At 46.9% G+C, this 18400-nt stretch carries 21 protein-coding genes; 4 read left to right on the forward strand and 17 right to left on the reverse strand.

Features of this window, described 5'->3' with window-relative positions:
* Positions 1–10: 10 nt before the first annotated feature.
* The 4 genes from HAP68_RS15090 to HAP68_RS15105 all read right to left on the reverse strand — a co-directional run bounded on the left by HAP68_RS15090 (position 11) and on the right by HAP68_RS15105 (position 4140).
* Positions 11–895 carry a carbohydrate ABC transporter permease gene (locus tag HAP68_RS15090; RefSeq protein WP_003151895.1) on the reverse strand — a complete coding sequence of 295 codons (885 nt, stop codon included), beginning with the start codon at positions 893–895 and terminating at the stop codon, positions 11–13.
* A 4-nt stretch (positions 896–899) separates the two neighbouring features.
* A complete protein-coding gene (locus HAP68_RS15095; RefSeq protein WP_014305765.1) occupies positions 900–1790 on the reverse strand; it encodes a carbohydrate ABC transporter permease in 891 nt (296 codons plus the stop codon).
* 24 nt (positions 1791–1814) lie between these two features.
* Positions 1815–3080 carry an ABC transporter substrate-binding protein gene (locus HAP68_RS15100; protein ID WP_024085766.1) on the reverse strand — a complete coding sequence of 422 codons (1266 nt, stop codon included), beginning with the start codon at positions 3078–3080 and terminating at the stop codon, positions 1815–1817.
* Positions 3081–3153: 73 nt separating this feature from the next.
* Positions 3154–4140, reverse strand: coding sequence for an SIS domain-containing protein (locus HAP68_RS15105; RefSeq protein ID WP_003151892.1), 987 nt, complete (start codon positions 4138–4140; stop codon positions 3154–3156).
* Positions 4141–4336: 196 nt separating this feature from the next.
* Between HAP68_RS15105 and HAP68_RS15110 the strand changes: the two genes are divergently transcribed.
* Positions 4337–5263 carry a MerR family transcriptional regulator gene (locus HAP68_RS15110; RefSeq protein WP_024085767.1) on the forward strand — a complete coding sequence of 309 codons (927 nt, stop codon included), beginning with the start codon at positions 4337–4339 and terminating at the stop codon, positions 5261–5263.
* 271 nt (positions 5264–5534) lie between these two features.
* A complete protein-coding gene (locus HAP68_RS15120; protein WP_007410095.1) occupies positions 5535–5807 on the forward strand; it encodes a DUF1648 domain-containing protein in 273 nt (90 codons plus the stop codon).
* 38 nt (positions 5808–5845) lie between these two features.
* Here the strand turns inward: HAP68_RS15120 and HAP68_RS15125 are convergent, their stop codons facing one another.
* From HAP68_RS15125 to HAP68_RS15135, 3 genes are all read right to left on the reverse strand, one after another.
* Entirely contained in the window at positions 5846–6220 is a 375-nt protein-coding gene (locus tag HAP68_RS15125) for a nucleotide excision repair endonuclease (protein ID WP_003151888.1), read from the reverse strand.
* 66 nt (positions 6221–6286) lie between these two features.
* A complete protein-coding gene (locus HAP68_RS15130; RefSeq protein WP_003151885.1) occupies positions 6287–7402 on the reverse strand; it encodes an NAD(P)/FAD-dependent oxidoreductase in 1116 nt (371 codons plus the stop codon).
* A gap of 37 nt (positions 7403–7439) precedes the next feature.
* Positions 7440–8141, reverse strand: coding sequence for a class I SAM-dependent methyltransferase (locus HAP68_RS15135; RefSeq protein WP_041482380.1), 702 nt, complete (start codon positions 8139–8141; stop codon positions 7440–7442).
* Positions 8142–8214: 73 nt separating this feature from the next.
* On the opposite strand from HAP68_RS15135, the gene HAP68_RS15140 reads away from it, so the two are divergent.
* Entirely contained in the window at positions 8215–8697 is a 483-nt protein-coding gene (locus HAP68_RS15140; protein ID WP_003151881.1) for a DUF2691 family protein, read from the forward strand.
* A gap of 114 nt (positions 8698–8811) precedes the next feature.
* Positions 8812–9648, forward strand: coding sequence for a chitosanase (gene csn, locus HAP68_RS15145; protein ID WP_003151879.1), 837 nt, complete (start codon positions 8812–8814; stop codon positions 9646–9648).
* A 35-nt stretch (positions 9649–9683) separates the two neighbouring features.
* On the opposite strand, the gene sufB is transcribed toward csn, so the two are convergent.
* From sufB to metN, 10 genes are all read right to left on the reverse strand, one after another.
* A complete protein-coding gene (sufB, locus tag HAP68_RS15150; protein WP_003151878.1) occupies positions 9684–11081 on the reverse strand; it encodes a Fe-S cluster assembly protein SufB in 1398 nt (465 codons plus the stop codon).
* Positions 11082–11100: 19 nt separating this feature from the next.
* Positions 11101–11544, reverse strand: coding sequence for a Fe-S cluster assembly sulfur transfer protein SufU (gene sufU, locus HAP68_RS15155; protein WP_003151877.1), 444 nt, complete (start codon positions 11542–11544; stop codon positions 11101–11103).
* On the reverse strand, positions 11534–12754 hold the full coding sequence (gene sufS, locus HAP68_RS15160) for a cysteine desulfurase SufS (protein WP_007410089.1): 1221 nt from the start codon (positions 12752–12754) through the stop codon (positions 11534–11536). The genes sufU and sufS overlap by 11 nt, the downstream gene beginning before the upstream one ends.
* The gene (gene sufD, locus HAP68_RS15165) at positions 12754–14067 is read right to left on the reverse strand and encodes a Fe-S cluster assembly protein SufD (protein ID WP_003151874.1); all 1314 of its coding nucleotides are present in this window, start codon (positions 14065–14067) and stop codon (positions 12754–12756) included. Before sufD ends, sufS begins: the two co-directional genes overlap by 1 nt.
* Before the next feature lie 17 nt (positions 14068–14084).
* Entirely contained in the window at positions 14085–14870 is a 786-nt protein-coding gene (gene sufC / locus HAP68_RS15170) for a Fe-S cluster assembly ATPase SufC (protein WP_003151872.1), read from the reverse strand.
* A 176-nt stretch (positions 14871–15046) separates the two neighbouring features.
* The gene (locus tag HAP68_RS15175; RefSeq protein WP_003151857.1) at positions 15047–15199 is read right to left on the reverse strand and encodes a YuzK family famiily protein; all 153 of its coding nucleotides are present in this window, start codon (positions 15197–15199) and stop codon (positions 15047–15049) included.
* A gap of 192 nt (positions 15200–15391) precedes the next feature.
* On the reverse strand, positions 15392–15769 hold the full coding sequence (locus HAP68_RS15180) for a carboxymuconolactone decarboxylase family protein (protein WP_031306536.1): 378 nt from the start codon (positions 15767–15769) through the stop codon (positions 15392–15394).
* A gap of 93 nt (positions 15770–15862) precedes the next feature.
* Positions 15863–16678, reverse strand: coding sequence for a methionine ABC transporter substrate-binding lipoprotein MetQ (gene metQ, locus HAP68_RS15185; RefSeq protein ID WP_003151853.1), 816 nt, complete (start codon positions 16676–16678; stop codon positions 15863–15865).
* A 13-nt stretch (positions 16679–16691) separates the two neighbouring features.
* Entirely contained in the window at positions 16692–17360 is a 669-nt protein-coding gene (locus tag HAP68_RS15190; protein ID WP_003151851.1) for a methionine ABC transporter permease, read from the reverse strand.
* Positions 17353–18378, reverse strand: coding sequence for a methionine ABC transporter ATP-binding protein MetN (metN, locus tag HAP68_RS15195; RefSeq protein ID WP_003151850.1), 1026 nt, complete (start codon positions 18376–18378; stop codon positions 17353–17355). The genes HAP68_RS15190 and metN overlap by 8 nt, the downstream gene beginning before the upstream one ends.
* Positions 18379–18400: the final 22 nt, after the last annotated feature.

Consider the following 18400-nt stretch of genomic DNA (forward strand, 5'->3'; position numbering starts at 1 on the left):
TTCATCCCCCTTATCCTTTCACGCTTCCCGCTGCAATGCCGCGGATAAAATATCTCTGCATTAATAAAAACAGCGCGATAATCGGAGCAGCAGAAATCGTCAGCCCGGCCAGCAGCACGCCCCAATCCGTCTGCAGCGCATCTCTGAACTGCATCAGCCCGGCCGGAATCGTACGTAAATTTTCATCATCGATAAAAATAATCGCAAACATAAACTCATTCCATGTATGGTAAGCCGTCAAAATGCCTGATGTCACCAGAATCGGCACGCTCATAGGTAAGAATATTCTGAAAAATATTCCGAAACTTGTACATCCATCCAGATAGGCCGCTTCCTCAAGCTCTTTGGAAATCGACAAAAAATAGGAACGGATCAGAATCACGGTAAACGGAATACGGTAGGCTGCGTACGGAAGAATCAATGCCCAATACGTATTGTACAGTCCCAATGACTGGATAATGGAGTACAGCGGCACAAGACTGACCTGCGGCGTCAGCATCAAGCCGCCAAGACAAATGATCAGCACAAACCCTTTTCCTTTAAATTGAAAACGGGCCAGCCCGTATGCCGCCCAGGCACTCACAAATACGGTGATGAGACAAGTCAGCACGGTCACAATGACGCTGTTCATAAAATAAGCGGAAATCCCTTGGTTCCATGCGGATACGAAGTTTTCGGGATGCCAGACAGAGGGCAGCGACCAGCTGTGCTCAAAAATCTCATCCGAGCTTTTAAAGGCGCTGACCGCCATCCATAACAGCGGATAAGCAACAGCAATGAGGTAGATAAAGAGAAACAGCCACACAGACGTTTCCCCGACATACCATTTTCTCGGTTTTCCGCCTGTTCTGACGGCCTGACGGGCATGACGCAAGTCCGTCTTTTCAGGAAGCATCGGCCTACTCCTCCTTTCCGGTCTTAAAGAATTTCATCTGAATAAGCGACAGAGCAAGCGTCAGCAAAAGCACCACCGTCGCGATCGCAGAAGCGTAGCCCATCATATCCTTTGTAAAAGCGCTCTTATACAAAAATGTGCTCAGCACTTCTGAAGCATTGCCCGGCCCTCCGCCGGTCAGAATATACGGTTCATTAAATACGGTAAATGCGCCGGTCAGCGTCATCACCACGGCAACAAACGACATTTCTTTCGTCTGCGGCACCGTAATGTGAAAAAACTGCTGGATTTTTCCGGCTCCGTCCAGCTGCGCCGATTCATATAATTCAGCGGGAATGCTCTGAATCGAGACAATGTACAGCATGGCAATGTAACCGACAGACTGCCATTGAGACACAAAAATGACAGACAGCATAGCGGTGTTTTCATCGCCCAGCCACGCCCGGGTCAGTTCATCAAGTCCGACGGCTTCCAGCAGCTGATTCAAAAGCCCGATTTCCGGGTTATAAATAAAATCAAACAACAGCGCAATGACGGTCATGGAAATGACGACCGGAAGAAAAAATACCGTACGGAAAAACGGCGACCATTTTCTTACCAATCTGTCTTCCAGCACGGCCGCCAGAATTAAGCCGCCGCCAACCTGGCAAATCAGCGATATGACCGCATACAGCACATTGTTGCGGAGTGCTGTAAAAAACACGGGATCGTGGAACAGGTCAATATAATTTTTCAAACCGATAAACGTCTTTTCGGGTTGAAATGAGCTCCATTCAAACAGACTGAAAAACACATTCTCAATAATCGGAATGTAAACGAACAGCAGAAAAACCAGCGCGGGCGCGAGAAACAGATACGGAATGAAACGTTTTCGGCTGACCAAGGAAATCCTCATCTCCTTTCTCCAAAGAAATCTGTTCTATTCAGATGACGCTTTGACCTGACGCGCCGCTTTCTGCACGGAATTCATCACCTCGCGCGGTGTCATTGTGCCGCCGAGCATCTGCTGAACGCCTGCCGCATACACATCGGCGATTTCAACGTCAACATCCATATCAAACCACGGCACCATTGTTTCGGCGCGGACGATATCCTGCACGGCTTCGCGCTGGATCGGGGTGGAATTGTTTTCTGTCGCCGTTCCCTGAACCGCGCTGTATTTACCGACGTCTTTTATCAGCTTCTCTCCCATTTTTTTCGAGGTTAAAAACTGAAGAAATTCCATGGCTTCTTTCGGGTGCTTCGTTTTTGAGGAAATCATAAATCCTTCGGGAGATCCGGTCAGTGCACGGGGAGATCCCTTTTCGCCGCTGATTTTCGGGAAAGGAAACAAGCCCAGATTGACCGGTTCGACGAGCTTAATTTCTGCCGTTTCCGCATAAATCATCGCCGCTTTGCCGCTCGTAAACTGCTGGCGCACGTATTCGTGATCAACGGAGTTCACGTGCTTTGTAAAGTACGGCAGAAGTTCCTGAAGCTTTTCAAGCGCTTTGACATAGCCTTCGTCCGTAAACTCCCCGGTTTCCGGGCTGTAATCCTTCGCCCGCGTTTTCTCATCCACCATACGCTGGTTCAGCGTCCCGATATAATGAGAAATGGTCCAAGGCGCTTTTGTGCCGAAACTGATCGGAATATATCCGTTCTCTTTCAATTTCTCACAGACTGTGATCAGTTCATCCCATGTCGCCGGGGGCTTCAAATGTAATGCATTAAAAATGTCCTTATTATAAAAGAATGATTTAGCGTCCATTTGCCACGGAACACCGTACTGTTTTCCGTCATGCGTAAAGGGTTTGATTTGTGACTGCACAAGCTGTGAGGACCAATCTTTATCCTGCTGATAGTAAGACGACAGATCGAGGGCTTTATCTCCTTTGATGAATTTATAAGCAAACCGGTCGCTCCATGAAAAGAAAATATCAGGGGGGCTCGTTGTTCCGAGCATGACTTTCACCTTGTCTTTATAAGAATCGTTTAAGACCGCTTCCGTTTGGATATGAATATCCGGATGAGCGGCTTCAAAATCTTTGACCGCTTCTTCAAAATAGCTTTTTTCCGGCTCCTTCGGCCACCTGTGAAAAAACTTCAGGGTCACTTTTCCGTCAGAGGAACTGCTTTGGCTTGAACAGGCGGCGGCTGACAGACATACAGCTAACAGAACGAACAGGCAGATGAGCTTTTTCAGATGCTTTTCCTCCTTTGTCACCGGACTATAACGTTATATATCATTATAGTCCGGTGAAATATAATGCGCGTTCTTAATATTCGACTTTCCACATGTAACGCCGCTGGCTTAACGGATGGTTCCTTGCTTCCGCCAGCGCATCCGCATAGCTTCTGAGCACCCGGTTTAATACGAGAGGAGCCAGGTAGCCTTTTACAGAATCGTCAATTCCGGAAAAATCATATGCTGCCGCATCAAGCACAGTCAGTTTTTTGCCGTATCTTTTTGAGAAGGAAAGCGCCCGCTCTTCAAGGGGTCTTGTTTCGTCTAAGCCGAGCAGGATAATAAATGGAACGGATTCATCAATGATTTCGAACGGTCCGTGAAAATATTCTCCGGCATGAATGGCGTGGGAATGAATCCATTGCATTTCCATGAGAATGCAGATGCTGTAGGAGTAAGCGACGCCGTAGTTCGCACCGCTTGCCATCGTGTAAATGATATCTTCTTTTTCGTGGGCTTTCGCGAATGCCTTTGCGTGATCCGCTTCTTGTTTAAGCGCTTTGTCATATACGGTCTGGAGTTTATTGAGTCCGTCGATCGCCTGCTCAAACGCGGGATGGTTTTCCAGCACGTGTAAAGCGCCGAACACGATTTGATACAGAACCCCGTAATTCGTATTTATCGCTTGTGCGTTCTCACCCCAGTCATACACCGCGACATATTCGGCTTCTTTCGCTAACGGCGAATCAGGCTCAAAGGTCATTGCAATCGTAAGCGCGCCTTTTTTTCTGGCGAAACCGGCGGCTTTCACCGTTTCCGGCGTATTGCCTGACTGAGAACATAAAATCACCAGAGAGTTCTCTCCGAGCTGAATGGGATTGCGCTGAATAAATTCATTTGAACTGTAGAGATCAGAGCTGATGGCTTTCGCCTCTCTGTCAAACACGTACTTGCTCGGATACATAATGGCTGAAGAACCCCCGCAAGCGACGAAAAAGACGTGGTCAATCGTTTTTCCTTTCAGATCATCCAAGAAAGCCTGAACCTTGTGATTCACTTGTGCGGCAGTTTGACTCAAATCCTTCACTCCTCAGTGTTTTATTATATAATGTTATATAACATTATATAACGTTATATTAATCGCAACAAAGGTGCGTTGTCAATCATATTTTCTGAAATTTCTAATATATAGAATAAACCCGGCTAATTTCCCGCCCTCTCTTGACCTGACCCTTAGAGACACGTTTAGAATGAAAAGCAGGGAGTGATTCAGAATGAATATAAAAGAAGCAGCCAGGCAGACGGGTCTCACGAAAAAAGCCATCAAATATTATGAGCAGGAAGGTTTAATCAACGTCAGCAAAAACCCTGATAACGGATACCGTGAGTATTCCGCTCAGAACGTGAATACGCTGAAAATGATTGCCGCCCTCCGAATGCTGGCACTGTCTGTAAGCGATATTAAAGCGTTCCTCTTAGAGGGCAGCAGTCTGCATGATATACTGCGCCAGCAGCATCAAAAGCTCAGCCGGCAGATTGAAGAGCTTGAGCAGGAACGGAAACTGACTGAAATGCTGATCAAGCGCGTGGAAGATGCGGAAAATGTCGATTCAATTCTGCATGATATCGGCGAGGTCAAAATAGATGAACCGAAGTATATGGGACTTCAGCTGAAAAAACTGTTCCCGGGAGATTTCGGAGAATTTATCGCCGCGCTGTTTGAACCGTTCCTCGACTTTTCTATTGATACAGATGAGAAAAAAACGATATGGGCAAAGCTTATTAAAGTATTGGATGATATGGAAGAAGTTCCGGCTGCACACCCGATGATGCAGCTGGTCGGTAAGGAGGACCCGGCTCAGCTCCAGCAGCACAAAGTCCAGCATGACCAATTTATCGAGCGGATTTTGGAGAGAGACCCCGCCACTTGGGACACTCATAAAAACATCATCATTCAGCTTGTGAAAAGAGTGGAGACAGATGAAGAGTACAGAGAAAGCCTGATCAAGATCGGAGAATCCGCTTCTGATCTGCCCGCGCTGAAGGAAGGATCGCCTTTCAGCAATCTACTTCAAAAGCTCAGCCCGAAATATGACACGTATGTGCGACTTCAGCTTGAACTGAAAAAAGAAGCCGACGAGGAACTCGGCTTTGATTCAGAAGCATATTTAAAACAGATGCTTCAATCAAAAAAACGCTAAGGTTCGTCTCCTTAGCGTTTTCTTTCTTCATCCTCAGTGCTGTGCGTTAATGCGGTCAACGACATTAGCGATGAGCTGCTCTTTTCCTAAATCGGAATCTTCGTCAACGCTTGCTACTGTCAAAATGATGGCCGCTACCGCAAGAGCGATCGTCTCAATGGCGGCCGCCGCGTTTAAAAATACCCATACAGCACACAGCCATCAAATAAATACTGAAAAATGAACTTTTTCACACTAAAATACTATTATAGGTAAAAAAGGGAGTGTTCATATGTTTTTGATGAATGATAAGGTGCTGTGGGGAGCTGTGGTTCTCGCCTTTATTCTGTCGATTGTGTTTTATCCGTTTCTTCCTGCTGATATGGCCATTCACTATGACGTGTCGAACCGTCCGAATACATCAATCAATAAAACGGCCGGCGTCCTGATTTTTCCTGTGCTCATGATGATCTGCATGTTATTCAGAAAAAAGGTCGTTCAGCTGTTCCTCGTCGTTTACTGTCTGCTGATCGTGCATATTGCAGTGATGTGGCTGGCACTGTAAACATAAAGAAAACCGGAGCCCTTAAGCTCCGGTTTTTCTTATTTATAAAATACTTTCTCAATGTTGTATTTCGACTGAAGGGTATTGATCGCGTACGTTTCGTAAATCTCCCTTTCCATCGGATCATTGACGACACATACTTCAATTTTATACACTTCGTCCCTGTGATGTTTAACAGGCGACACATTGTCTTCAAAATGCTTTTTGATTCTTTGTCTTAATTTACGGGCTTTCCCGACAAACAGCAGTTCATCATGAATGTTATAAAACATAAAGATGCCGCCTTTGTCTCTCGGAATTCGGTGAAAATCAATGAAACCGTAAATCGCTTTAATCGCCGGTTCATTTTCCGACGGTGACTGCTGCCGTTCCGTAATCGTTACATCAGGAGCAGGAAGGTTTATTTTTATCAAAATGGGTCACGTCCTCTTATTCATTAAAGCTCCATCCTATCATAAGAATGCGCCAAAAGCTATTTTTTATTCAAGCGCCCCGGCCGGATCATAAAGGCTCAAATCAATTTCCGTCTGCTGGCCGAGTGCGAGTTTCGCCAGTTCCGCCCCCAGATACGGCCCGCTCGTCAGCCCTGAGGCGCCCAGCCCGTTGGCAACGAGGAGTCCGCTGATATTCGGCACTTTGCCGATGACGGGAAGAAAACCGGGAGTAAACGGCCTGAAACCGACTCTTGTCTCTATCACAGTACTGTCTGAAAGCCCCGGCGCCACAGTTAATGCTTTGTCAAAAATCTCGCGGAGGCCGCCGGCCGTCACCCGCAAATCCATGCCGGTATCGTTTTCATGAGTCGCGCCCGCTATGATTCTGCCGCTGTCAAAGGCGAGAATGTATTGATCGTTTGGGGGCATGACGACGGGCCAGCCGCCCGTATCCTCTCCCTGAAGCTCTAAATGAACGATCTGTGCCTTTTGGTATGATACTGAAAAACGGATGCCGAGCGGTTCAAGCAGCTCTCTCGCCCAAGCGCCGGCCGTTACGAGAACCTGGCCGGCAGTAAGCGTGCGTTCTGCGGTTTTCACACCGATAACGGCACCGTCCTCTGTCAATATTGACGCTTCTTCATTGTAAACAGCCGCGCCGTGATTAACGGCCGCGTTTAACAGCGCCTTACGAAGCGCCCTCCCGTTCACCCGGGCCGCGCCGCTGACATGAACCGCCCCGTATTCCTCCGACAGCGCGGGGAACAGCGCCTTCGTTTCTGCCGGAGTCAGTCTTGTAATGTCACCGATTTCAGGAGCGTCCTCTCTTCTTTTATAAGCTCTTTCCTCCATTTGGCTGAGCTTTTTTTCATCCGTATGGAGACTGACGGCACCGACCTTTTGATAGCCGGTGTCCGTTTCTCCGTCAGCTTCAAGCTGCTGTATCAATTGGTTATAATAGCGGGCTCCGCCTTTTGCGATCGCATACCATGCCTGGTTGCGGCGCTGCGACAGCCACGGGCAGACGATCCCTGCCGCGGCGTCAGTCGCCTGCCCCGGGTGTTTCCTGTCAAAGACCGTTACATCCGCACCGGCCTTTGCGAGATGATAAGCCGCGGACGCACCGAGAATGCCGGCTCCGATAATCATATAAGACTTCATGTGTAACACCTTTTCTATCTGTTTTGTCTTATTTATTTTAACAAATAGAGCGCCCGGTTCCTACCGGAGTCCTGACGGCAATGATAAGTTTCGAAAACGGAAACGTATAATAAAAGGAATACGTTCTTGTCTGAAAGCCGTTTTCCTCAAGAATTGCTCTGTATTGTGATGTATTTTTTATATCTGACACGGCCAATGTGCCGCCAGGCTTCAGCACCCTCACCATTTCCGTGATCGCCCGTTCCCTCTCTTTTCTGCCTGAAATGTTATGTACGACAAAATGTGAAATGACAAGGTCAAACGTTTTATCAGGAAACGGCATGGCTTGCGCGAGTCCGTCATACAAATCAATTTCCGGCGCTCCTTCTGCCCGTCTGTTCTTTTCAAATGCGTCTCTCCCGTTTCCGCCCAGATCCCAGCTTGACCATTTGTCAATCGCTGAGACGTCAGCGCCTTTTTGAGCCGCGGCGATGGCTAGCAGCCCCCGTCCCGTCCCAATATCAAGCACTTTCATGTCCGGCCTTAAACCGGAAAGCGCAAGAATGCGATGGCGGTGTGAAAGTTTAATGGCCGTTGAATACAAGAGCATCCAAAGACCGAGCAATAAAAACAAGGTGCCCGTCAGCCAGCCCCAGTAAGGAGGAATCATACCGCATAACGTGGCTGCAGCATAAAGGAGCGCAAGAAAGATAAATCCAAACGCTCCATAAGGCGCATCAATTCCGTATCGTGTTGTCATACTGTCAAGTCCTTTCAATATTTATCCAACTATTATACCATAATATTCAAAAGCCGAAAGGAGATACGACCATGTGAAACGCGGCATTACATTTAACATCCCAAATCAATTCGGACGGTTTGCGGCAGATATATTACAACCGTTCCCCATCTCTTCCTATACGTGGTTTATCGGTGATGGAGAGGCGTATACTGAATTCAAAGAAGACACCGATACAGACCTGTTTACGCAAAATCAGCGCATCATTCAGGGTCAAGAACTCCGTCATCGTCTGAAAGGAAACCCTTATTATATGATTTTTGCTGAATTGAAAGCTTTCCCGAGCGGGATGGTAACGGAAATCAATACGTATGAGGAATATTTGGATAGTTCCTGTAAACTTGTGCTTCTCATCGCAGATTGCTCGTATGTAACGTTATATTGCAAAGATCCGGACATGCTCGAAGCCCTTTTCAGCAGGCTGTACAATGCGGGTTTCACCGCGTTGACTATGTTACAGATGAGAATGATGCGAGAACGGGATTGTCTGTCTGGTGAAGGTGCGTTCTTTTTATGAAGCGCCGGATAGGGCTTAAGATTCAAAATATTGACAAATTCTTGTGTTTTCAACAAAAAAATCACCCCCTCATGTATACTGAGTGCGTAACTTACATATGAAAGGGGTATGGCAATGAAAATCAGTTTGAAGAAAAAAGCAGGTTTTTGGAAGAAGACGGCGGTTTCATCTCTTATTTTCACCATGTTTTTCACCCTAATGATGAGCGGTACGGTTTTTGCGGCCGGGCTGAATAAGGATCAGAAGCGCCGGGCGGAACAGCTGACCAGCATTTTTGAAAACGGAAAGACGGAAATCCAATACGGATATGTTGAAGCGTTGGATGACGGAAGAGGTTACACTTGCGGGCGGGCCGGCTTTACGACGGCTACCGGAGATGCGCTGGAAGTAGTCGAAGTATATACGAAAGCGGTGCCGAATAACAAATTGAAAAAGTATTTGCCTGAATTGCGTCGTCTTGCGAAGGACGAAAGCGATGACATCAGCAATCTGAAAGGATTCGCTTCTGCCTGGCGCTCACTTGGCAATGATAAAGCCTTCCGCGCTGCCCAGGATAAGGTAAACGACAGCTTGTATTATCAGCCGGCGATGAAACGTTCAGAAAATGCCGGACTGAAAACGGCCTTGGCCAAAGCGGTGATGTACGATACGGTGATTCAGCATGGCGACGGTGATGATCCAGACTCCTTTTATGCCCTGATTAAACGCACGAACAAAAAAATGGGCGGGTCACCGAAAGACGGAACGGACGAGAAGAAATGGCTCAATAAATTCTTGGATGTACGCTATGACGATCTGATGAATCCGTCAGATGAGGACACCCAGGATGAATGGAGAGAATCGGTTGCCCGTGTCGACGTTTTCCGCGATATTGTCAAAGAGAAGAACTACAATTTAAACGGGCCGATTCATGTCCGGTCAAGCGAATACGGAAATTTCACTATTCAATAAACAAAAAAACCCCGCCATATGGCGGGGTTTTACTATTAACCGATGGAGCCTTCCATTTCGAACTTAATCAAACGGTTCATTTCAACTGCGTATTCCATCGGAAGTTCTTTTGTGAATGGCTCGATGAAGCCCATAACGATCATTTCTGTTGCTTCTTCTTCAGAAATACCGCGGCTCATCAAGTAGAAAAGCTGTTCTTCAGAAACTTTTGATACTTTCGCTTCGTGCTCCAATGAAATGTTGTCGTTCAGGATTTCATTGTAAGGGATTGTATCAGAAGTTGATTTATTATCCATAATGAGCGTATCACACTCGATGTTTGAACGGGCGCCGTCCGCTTTTCGTCCGAAGTGGACGATACCGCGGTATGTTACTTTTCCGCCTTGTTTCGAAATCGATTTTGATACGATTGTGGATGACGTATTCGGTGCAAGGTGAATCATTTTCGCACCTGCGTCCTGATGCTGTCCTTTGCCCGCAAGAGCGATAGAAAGCGTCATGCCGCGCGCGCCTTCACCTTTCAGAATGACAGCCGGATATTTCATCGTTAATTTAGAACCGATGTTTCCGTCAACCCATTCCATCGTCGCGTTTTCTTCACAAACCGTACGTTTCGTTACTAAGTTGTAAACGTTGTTCGCCCAGTTTTGAATTGTTGTATAACGGCAGTAGCCGCCTTTTTTGACGATGATTTCAACAACCGCGCTGTGAAGCGAGTTTGTTGTGTACACAGGAGCCGTACAGCCCTCTACGTAATGAACGCTTGCTTCTTCGTCAACGATGATCAGCGTACGTTCGAACTGACCCATGTTTTCAGAGTTGATGCGGAAGTAAGCTTGAAGCGGTGTTTCAACCTTCACGCCTTTAGGCACGTAGATGAAAGATCCGCCGGACCAAACAGCTGAGTTCAGCGCCGCAAACTTGTTATCAGTCGGCGGAATGACTTTCGCCCAGTGCTCGCGGAAAATGTCTTCATTTTCTTTCAGCGCGCTGTCTGTGTCTTTGAAGACAATGCCTTGCGCTTCAAGATCTTCTTTCATATTGTGGTACACAACTTCGGATTCGTACTGTGCAGAAACACCGGCAAGGTATTTTTGCTCAGCTTCAGGAATACCGAGTTTGTCAAATGTCTGTTTAATTTCCTCAGGCACTTCATCCCAAGAACGCTCTGAACGCTCAGACGGCTTTACGTAATACGTAATTTCGTCAAAGTTTAAAGAGTTTAAATCCCCGCCCCACTGCGGCATCGGCATGTTGTAGAAATGCTCAAGAGATTTCAGGCGGAAATCAAGCATCCATTGAGGCTCTTCTTTCATGCGTGAAATTTCTTCTACGATTTCTTTTGTCAATCCGCGCTCTGAACGGAAAATGGAAACGTCCTTATCGTGAAAACCGTACTTGTATTCACCAATTTCAGGCATTTTTTTAGCCATCCATTTTCACTCCAATCTTTTAATTGCCGCCTTTTTCGCCAGCGACTCCTTTTTCAAGTGCTTTCCATGAAAGGGTGGCACATTTAATCCGGGCCGGGAATTTCGAAACGCCTTGAAGGGCTTCAATATCCCCGAGATCTATTGAGTCGTCATACTCTTTCCCTTGCATCATGTCTGAGAAAATCTTAGACATGGAAAGGGCGGTATCAATATCTTTTCCTTTAATCGCCTGCGTCATCATGGAAGCTGAAGCCATGGAGATAGAACAGCCTTCCCCTTCAAACTTCGCTTCCTGAACGGTATCGCCGTCAAGCTTCATTGTCAGTCGGATCCGGTCGCCGCAAGTCGGGTTGTTCATATCGACGACGATGCTGTCATCCAAAACCCCTTTGTTGCGCGGATTTTTGTAATGATCCATGATCACTTGTCTGTATAATGTATCTAAATTTGCATTAAAAGACATTTGTAAAGTACTCCTTTGTCTTTTGGAGGGCTTCCGCGAGCTTATCGATCTCTTCCTCTGTATTATACAGATAAAAACTCGCTCTCGCAGTAGCAGATACATCCAGCCATTTCATGAGCGGCTGGGCGCAATGATGGCCGGCTCTGACCGCAATGCCCTCAGCATCGAGGACAGTCGCGACATCATGAGGGTGAACCTCATCAAGATTAAATGTCACAAGTCCCGCCCGCTCTTTCGGACCGTATACCGTCACGCCGTCCAGCTGCTCGAAACGGTCAAGCGCATAGGCTGCAAGCTTATGCTCATGCCGGGAAATCTCGTCGAGTCCGATCTCTTCAAGAAAATCAATCGCGGCTCCCAATCCGATCGCACCTGCGATAATCGGCGTGCCTGCTTCAAATTTCCACGGAAGCTCTTTCCAAGTTGATTCATAAAGCCCTACAAAGTCGATCATTTCGCCGCCAAATTCGGCCGGCTCCATATTCTCAAGCAGTTCTTTCTTGCCGTACAGCACGCCGATTCCCGTCGGGCCGCACATTTTATGGGAAGAAAGCGCGAAGAAGTCGCAATCCAGGTCCTGAACGTCAATTTTCATGTGCGGTGTGCTCTGCGCCCCGTCCACCACGATGACAGCGCCATTGTCATGAGCGATTTTGGCGATCTCTTTAATCGGGTTGATCGTGCCGAGCACGTTTGACACATGAGCGACTGCCACGATCTTCGTATGGCTTGTGACAGTCTGCCGGACGTCGTCCAGCGAAAGCGTGCCGTCTTCCTGCATCGGGATATATTTTAAAGTCGCGCCGGTTGCTTTTACTGCCTGCTGCCACGGAATGATATTCGCATGATGCTCCATTTGGGTGATGACCACTTCATCACCGGGTTTTAAGCTGGCGCGGGCATAGCTCAGCGCCACCATATTCAGTGAAGTTGTCGTGCCTTTTGTGAAAATGACCTCAGCCATTGACTTCGCATTGATAAACTTACGGACTTTTTCACGCGCACCTTCATAGCCGTCTGTCGCTCTCGTGCCAAGAGTATGAACGCCTCTGTGAACATTGGAATTGTATTTGCTGTAATACTGATCCACTGCTTCAATGACAGCACGCGGCTTCTGGGAAGTCGCCGCACTGTCAAGGTACACGAGGTCATGTCCGTTCACTTGCTGATGAAGGATCGGGAACTGTTCACGAATATCGGTGATATTCATTATTTTACTTTCCTTTCGATGACGGAGACGAGCTGTTTCTTAACTCCTTCAATCGGAAGCTCTTTTACCACCGGAGCAAGGAATCCGTAAATGACTAAGCGCTCCGCTTCTTCTTTCGGAATTCCGCGGCTCATTAAGTAGTAAAGCTGGATCGGATCCACACGGCCGACAGATGCCGCATGTCCTGCAGTTACATCGTCTTCATCAATTAAGAGAATCGGGTTTGCATCTCCGCGTGCTTTTTCACTCAGCATCAGGACGCGGGATTCCTGTTCAGCGTTTGCTTTAGACGCGCCGTGCTCGATTTTGCCGATTCCGTTAAAGATGGAAGATGCGGCATCTTTCATGACTCCGTGCTTCAGGATATAGCCTTCAGAAGCCTTACCGAAGTGGATGATCTGCGTCGTAAAGTTTTCCGTCTGTTCTCCTCTTCCGACAACTACGGTTTTCGTATCGCCGTATGTGCCGTCTCCGTAGAGGTTTGTCGTGTTTTCAGAAATCGTGTCGCCGTCGTTCATCAGTCCGAGCGCCCACTCGATTTTGCTGTCTCGTCCGCGCGCGGCTCCGCGGCGGTTGACGTATGTTGTGACACCTGCTGACAGGTTGTCAACGGCGCCGTACGTCACGCTGGCATTATCACCTGTGACCACTTCACTGATAATGTTGAATACCGCTTCTTTCGGATTCACCGTGCTGATGTAGTTCTCAACGTAAGTGACGGAGCTGTGGTCTTCAGCGACGATCAGCACGTGGTTGAACAATGCCGTGTCATTGCTTTCATGAACGTAAACGGCCTGAACAGGCGTCTCCACCTGAACGTTTTTAGGAACATAAAGGAATGCCCCGCCGTTCATTAATGCCGCATGAAGCGCAGTCAGTTTATGCTCGTCGACCTTTACGCCGTCTTTCATGAAGTATTTCTCAACGAGGTCGCTGTGCTCACGGGCAGCCGTTAAGATGTCCGTGAAAATAACGCCTTTGTCTTTCAGTTCTTTGGAAAGAGAAAGGAAAGCAGGCGTTTGATCACGCTGCACATATAACGTTTTGTCTTCGTTTTCGATATCGATCAGCGCTTTTGCTTCATCAGCTAAATCTTCTAAAGAAGCAAGCGGCGCGTTTTCTACTGTATGCTTGTTGAACTTTGTAAAGTTCCAATTTGTGATTTTTGTTTTATCAGGCTTAGGCAGCGGCAGATCTTCAGCTTTTTCAAGAGCCTGTAAGCGCAGGTTTTTCAGCCAGGCAGGTTCTTGATGCTTTTCGGAAAAGCCTTTGACATATTCCTGATCTACGGATAGTTTCGTTTCCAATGTCATGATTATCCCCCTAACGCTTACGCTTCTTGGCCTACAGTTTCGTCTTCAATGCCTAGTTCCTGTTTAATCCAGTCATAACCTTCCGCTTCAAGGCGCTGTGCAAGCTCCGCGCCGCCGGATTTCACTACGCGTCCCTGCATCATAACGTGAACGACATCAGGCGTGATGTAGTTCAGAAGGCGCTGGTAGTGAGTGATCATTAAGCAGCCGAAGTTTTCGCTGCGCATTTTGTTGATTCCTTTAGAAACGACTTTAAGCGCATCGATATCAAGACCTGAATCGATCTCGTCAAGAATGGCGATTTTCGGCTCGATCATCATAAGCTGAAGGATTTCGTTGCGTTTTTTCTCCCCGCCTGAGAAACCTTCGTTCAGGTAACGCTGCGCCATTTCAGGGTCCATTTCAAGGAACTCCATGTTTTCGTCCATTTTGCGGATGAATTTCATAAGAGAAATTTCATCGCCTTCTTCACGGCGTGCGTTAATCGCAGAGCGAAGGAAATCGGCATTTGTCACACCGCTGATTTCGCTTGGGTACTGCATCGCAAGGAAAAGACCCGCCTGAGCGCGCTCGTCCACTTCCATTTCCAGTACATCTTTGCCGTCAAGCGTGATGCTGCCTTTTGTAACTTCGTATTTCGGGTGTCCCATAATCGCTGCTGAGAGCGTGGATTTACCGGTACCGTTCGGCCCCATGACAGCGTGGAATTCGCCGCCTTTTATTTCAAGGTTTACACCTTTTAAGATCTCTTTTCCTTCGATTTCAACGTGAAGATCCTTGATCGTTAATGTTGAAGCAGCCATATCTATACCTCCAAAATATATAATCATTATTCTCAATTTATTCTCATTCTAATTTTATAACAAATGAAAAGTAAATACAACTTTTTATATTACCCGGAACATTCCTAAAGTTTATCAAAGATCAAGGCGTAATTAAAGCTGTTTGAAACAGAAAAAGGGCGGAAATCCACCCTTTTTTACTGACCGATTTTCTCATTAAGCTGCGCTGCGAGGAACTTGCTTTTTTGATATTCAAGCTCCCTCTGCCGTTCGACTTCCATCCTTTTTGAAAGACGCCGTCCGTATTCCTCGTAGCCGATGCCGTGTGACTTCTGCATCGCTTTTTCCATTTCAGGCGTATAGTCAAGGTCCAGTCTCTCGTGGCTGGTGCAGATAATGAATCAATCCCTTCATATATTTGTTTCTATTGTAACAATGATCCGCTGCTCCGGCCAAAGAGGGTGTGCCCCTGAATCCTTTCGAATGTGCCGGAAACCGGCGCTCGCTTTATCTGAAAAACGGTATTCACACGATTGCTCATTCTAATGCGTCGTATGTCCGAATTCCTGAATACACTGCTGCACGAGGGTCACTCCCTGACTGAGAGCCGCGCCGCCCCCGAATGCCGCCGCGACGCTGATGACCTCAAGGATGTTTTCTTCTGTGGCCCCTTGGTCAAGGCAGCCCTTCGTATGATAAATCATGCAAAATTCATCTTGAGCGCTGATGCTGATGCCCAGAGCGATTAATTGTTTCTCTTTTTCAGTTAATGAATCTGCTGAGAAACACTGCTCAGTAAATTCATTAAACTTCCGCCCCATCATCGGCATTTTTTGCTCGAATATGCCTAAACCTTCTTTATATTGTTTCAATGCGTCATGCACGCTTTTTCCGTTATCCTGGTATTGAGCCACTGCCATTCCCTCCAATCGTTAACCTTCCTTTTTATTATGGACAGTTCTCCGATTAATACCCGAAAAAAAACCCCGGATGATTCATCCGGGGTTTTCGCTTTATTCAGATACGGGAAGCACGGCTCCGTCGTATTTTTTCTCAATAAAGTCTTTGATTTTCTTAGAGTGAAGCACTTCCATAAGCGCTTTGATTTTCTCTGATTTTTCGTCACCTTTGCGTACGGCGATGATGTTTGCGTACGGGTTGTTTTTCGTTGATTCCACTTGAATCGCATCTTTTAACGGATTCAGTTTGTTTTGAATCGCATAGTTGACGTTAATGAAGACTGCATCGCCTTCTTCTTCATTATATGCTTTCGCCGTTAATTCAGGGGCGATTTTTTTGAATGTCAGGTTTTTCGGGTTTTTCGTAATGTTTTTCGTAGTCGCTTCAATCGTTTTTACCTTCGGATCAAGTGTGATCAGTCCGGCTTTTTCAAGCATCGCCAGCATACGGCCTTGTTCAGCGACATTGTTAGTCATGATGATGGTCGCGCCTTTAGGCAGGTCTTTCAGTGATTTGTATTTTTTCGTGTAAACTCCGAATGGCTCAAGGTGAACGGCTCCGGCATTCACGAGTTTGTAATCTTTATTTTCTTTCATTTCCTGTTCAAGGTAAGGAACGTGCTGGAAGTAGTTCGCATCCACTTCATTATCAGCTAACGCTTTGTTGTACATTTTGTAATCGTTCAGCACTTTTACTTTTAATGTGTAGCCTTTTTCCTTCAAGAGCGGTTCCGCTTCTTTTAAGATTTCAGCATGCGGTGTTTTTGTCGCGGCGACAACGATTTCCTTTTTATTCGAGCCGTTTGATCCGCAGGCGGCTAAAACTCCCGCGAACACAAGCAGCAGCGCACTTAATACAATCTTTTTCAATGTAAATCCTCCCTTATCTTTTGTCTATTATATTTGTAATTACATCACCGATAATCTGAATGATAAAGACGATGATGAGTATAAATACTGTCGCTACAAACGTTACATCCGTATTATTGGACTGGTAGCCTTCTACATATGCAAGGTTTCCGAGTCCGCCTGAACCGATGGCGCCGGCAATGGCGGTAGATCCGATCAGGGCGATGGCCGTCACGGTGATGCCTGAAATTAACGCAGGCATTGATTCAGGAATCAGCACTTTGAAGATAATCGTCGATGTCTTTGCTCCCATTGATCTGGCAGCTTCGATGACTCCTTTATCGACTTCCCGGAGCGCAATTTCCGCAAGACGGGCGTAAAACGGCGCGGAGCCGATAATCAGCGCCGGCAATGCGGCATTCGGTCCTAAAATCGATCCGACCAGAATCTTAGTAAAGCCGAGAAGCAGAATAATTAAAATAAGAAACGGAATAGACCTGAAAATATTAACGACCGCCGCAATCACGGTGTTAATGATTTTATTTTCCCATAAGCTTCCCTTGCCCGTTAAAAAGAGCAGAAGACCGAGAATCGCTCCGATGATAAATGAAAAAACTAAAGCGATGACCGTCATATAAAGGGTCTCATATGTGGCCGTCCACAGCTCGGTTATATCAACGTTCGGGAACCATTTTTCAAACATTTGTGATCACCTCTGCTTCTACCTGTTTGTCTTTGATGAACCGGATCACGTTTTCTACTTCTTTTTCCTGACCGTCAATATGAATGAATAATGAACCGTAAGCTCCGTCCTTCGTCTGTGAAATTTTCCCCTGCAGAATATTGACGTCCACATCAAAGTTTCGGATCATTTCCGTAATGAGGGGCTGCTCGGCGGCCTGCCCGACAAATGAAAGCTGAATCGTTTTCCCTGTCGCTGTTTCCTGCAGAAAATGCTGGATGGTTTCTTTCGTCTCCTCCGGTTCTGTCACCTGCTGAACGAAACGCTTGGTCATCGGTTCGCGCGGGTTTCTGAAAACTTGGAGTACTTCGCCTTCTTCAACGACTTTCCCGTTTTCCATGACGGCGACTCTGTTGCAGATTTTTCGGATGACGTGCATTTCATGGGTAATGAGCACGATCGTCAGACCGAGTCTGTCGTTTATATCGGATAAAAGATCCAAAATTGAATCGGTCGTCTGCGGATCGAGCGCTGATGTCGCTTCATCGCACAGAAGGACTTTCGGATTATTAGCGAGCGCCCGGGCGATGCCGACACGCTGCTTTTGACCGCCGCTCAGCTGCGACGGATAAGATTTTTCTTTCCCCTCTAATCCGACCAGTTTAATCAATTCATCAGCGCGGCGGACCCGTTCGCTTTTTTTTACGCCGGCGATTTCCAGCGGGAACATAATATTCTCCCGGACGGTGCGCGACCACAAAAGGTTAAAATGCTGGAAGATCATGCTGATTTCCTGGCGCGCTTTTCTCAGCCCGCGGCTGCTTACTTTATTTAATTCCGTCCCCGCGACTTCCACGGTTCCCGACGTCGGCTTTTCAAGGCCGTTCAGGAGACGGATTAAGGAACTTTTACCAGCTCCGCTATATCCTATAATTCCAAATATTTCGCCCTTTTTGATATCAAGAGTGACATCTTGGACAGCATTGACATCCCCATGCTTCGCTTTGTAAATTTTTGAAACATTTTGAAGATGGATCAAAGCAATCACCCGCCTTACACTA

The organism is Bacillus sp. Bvel1 (assembly GCF_014872755.1).
Lineage (GTDB): Bacteria > Bacillota > Bacilli > Bacillales > Bacillaceae > Bacillus > Bacillus velezensis.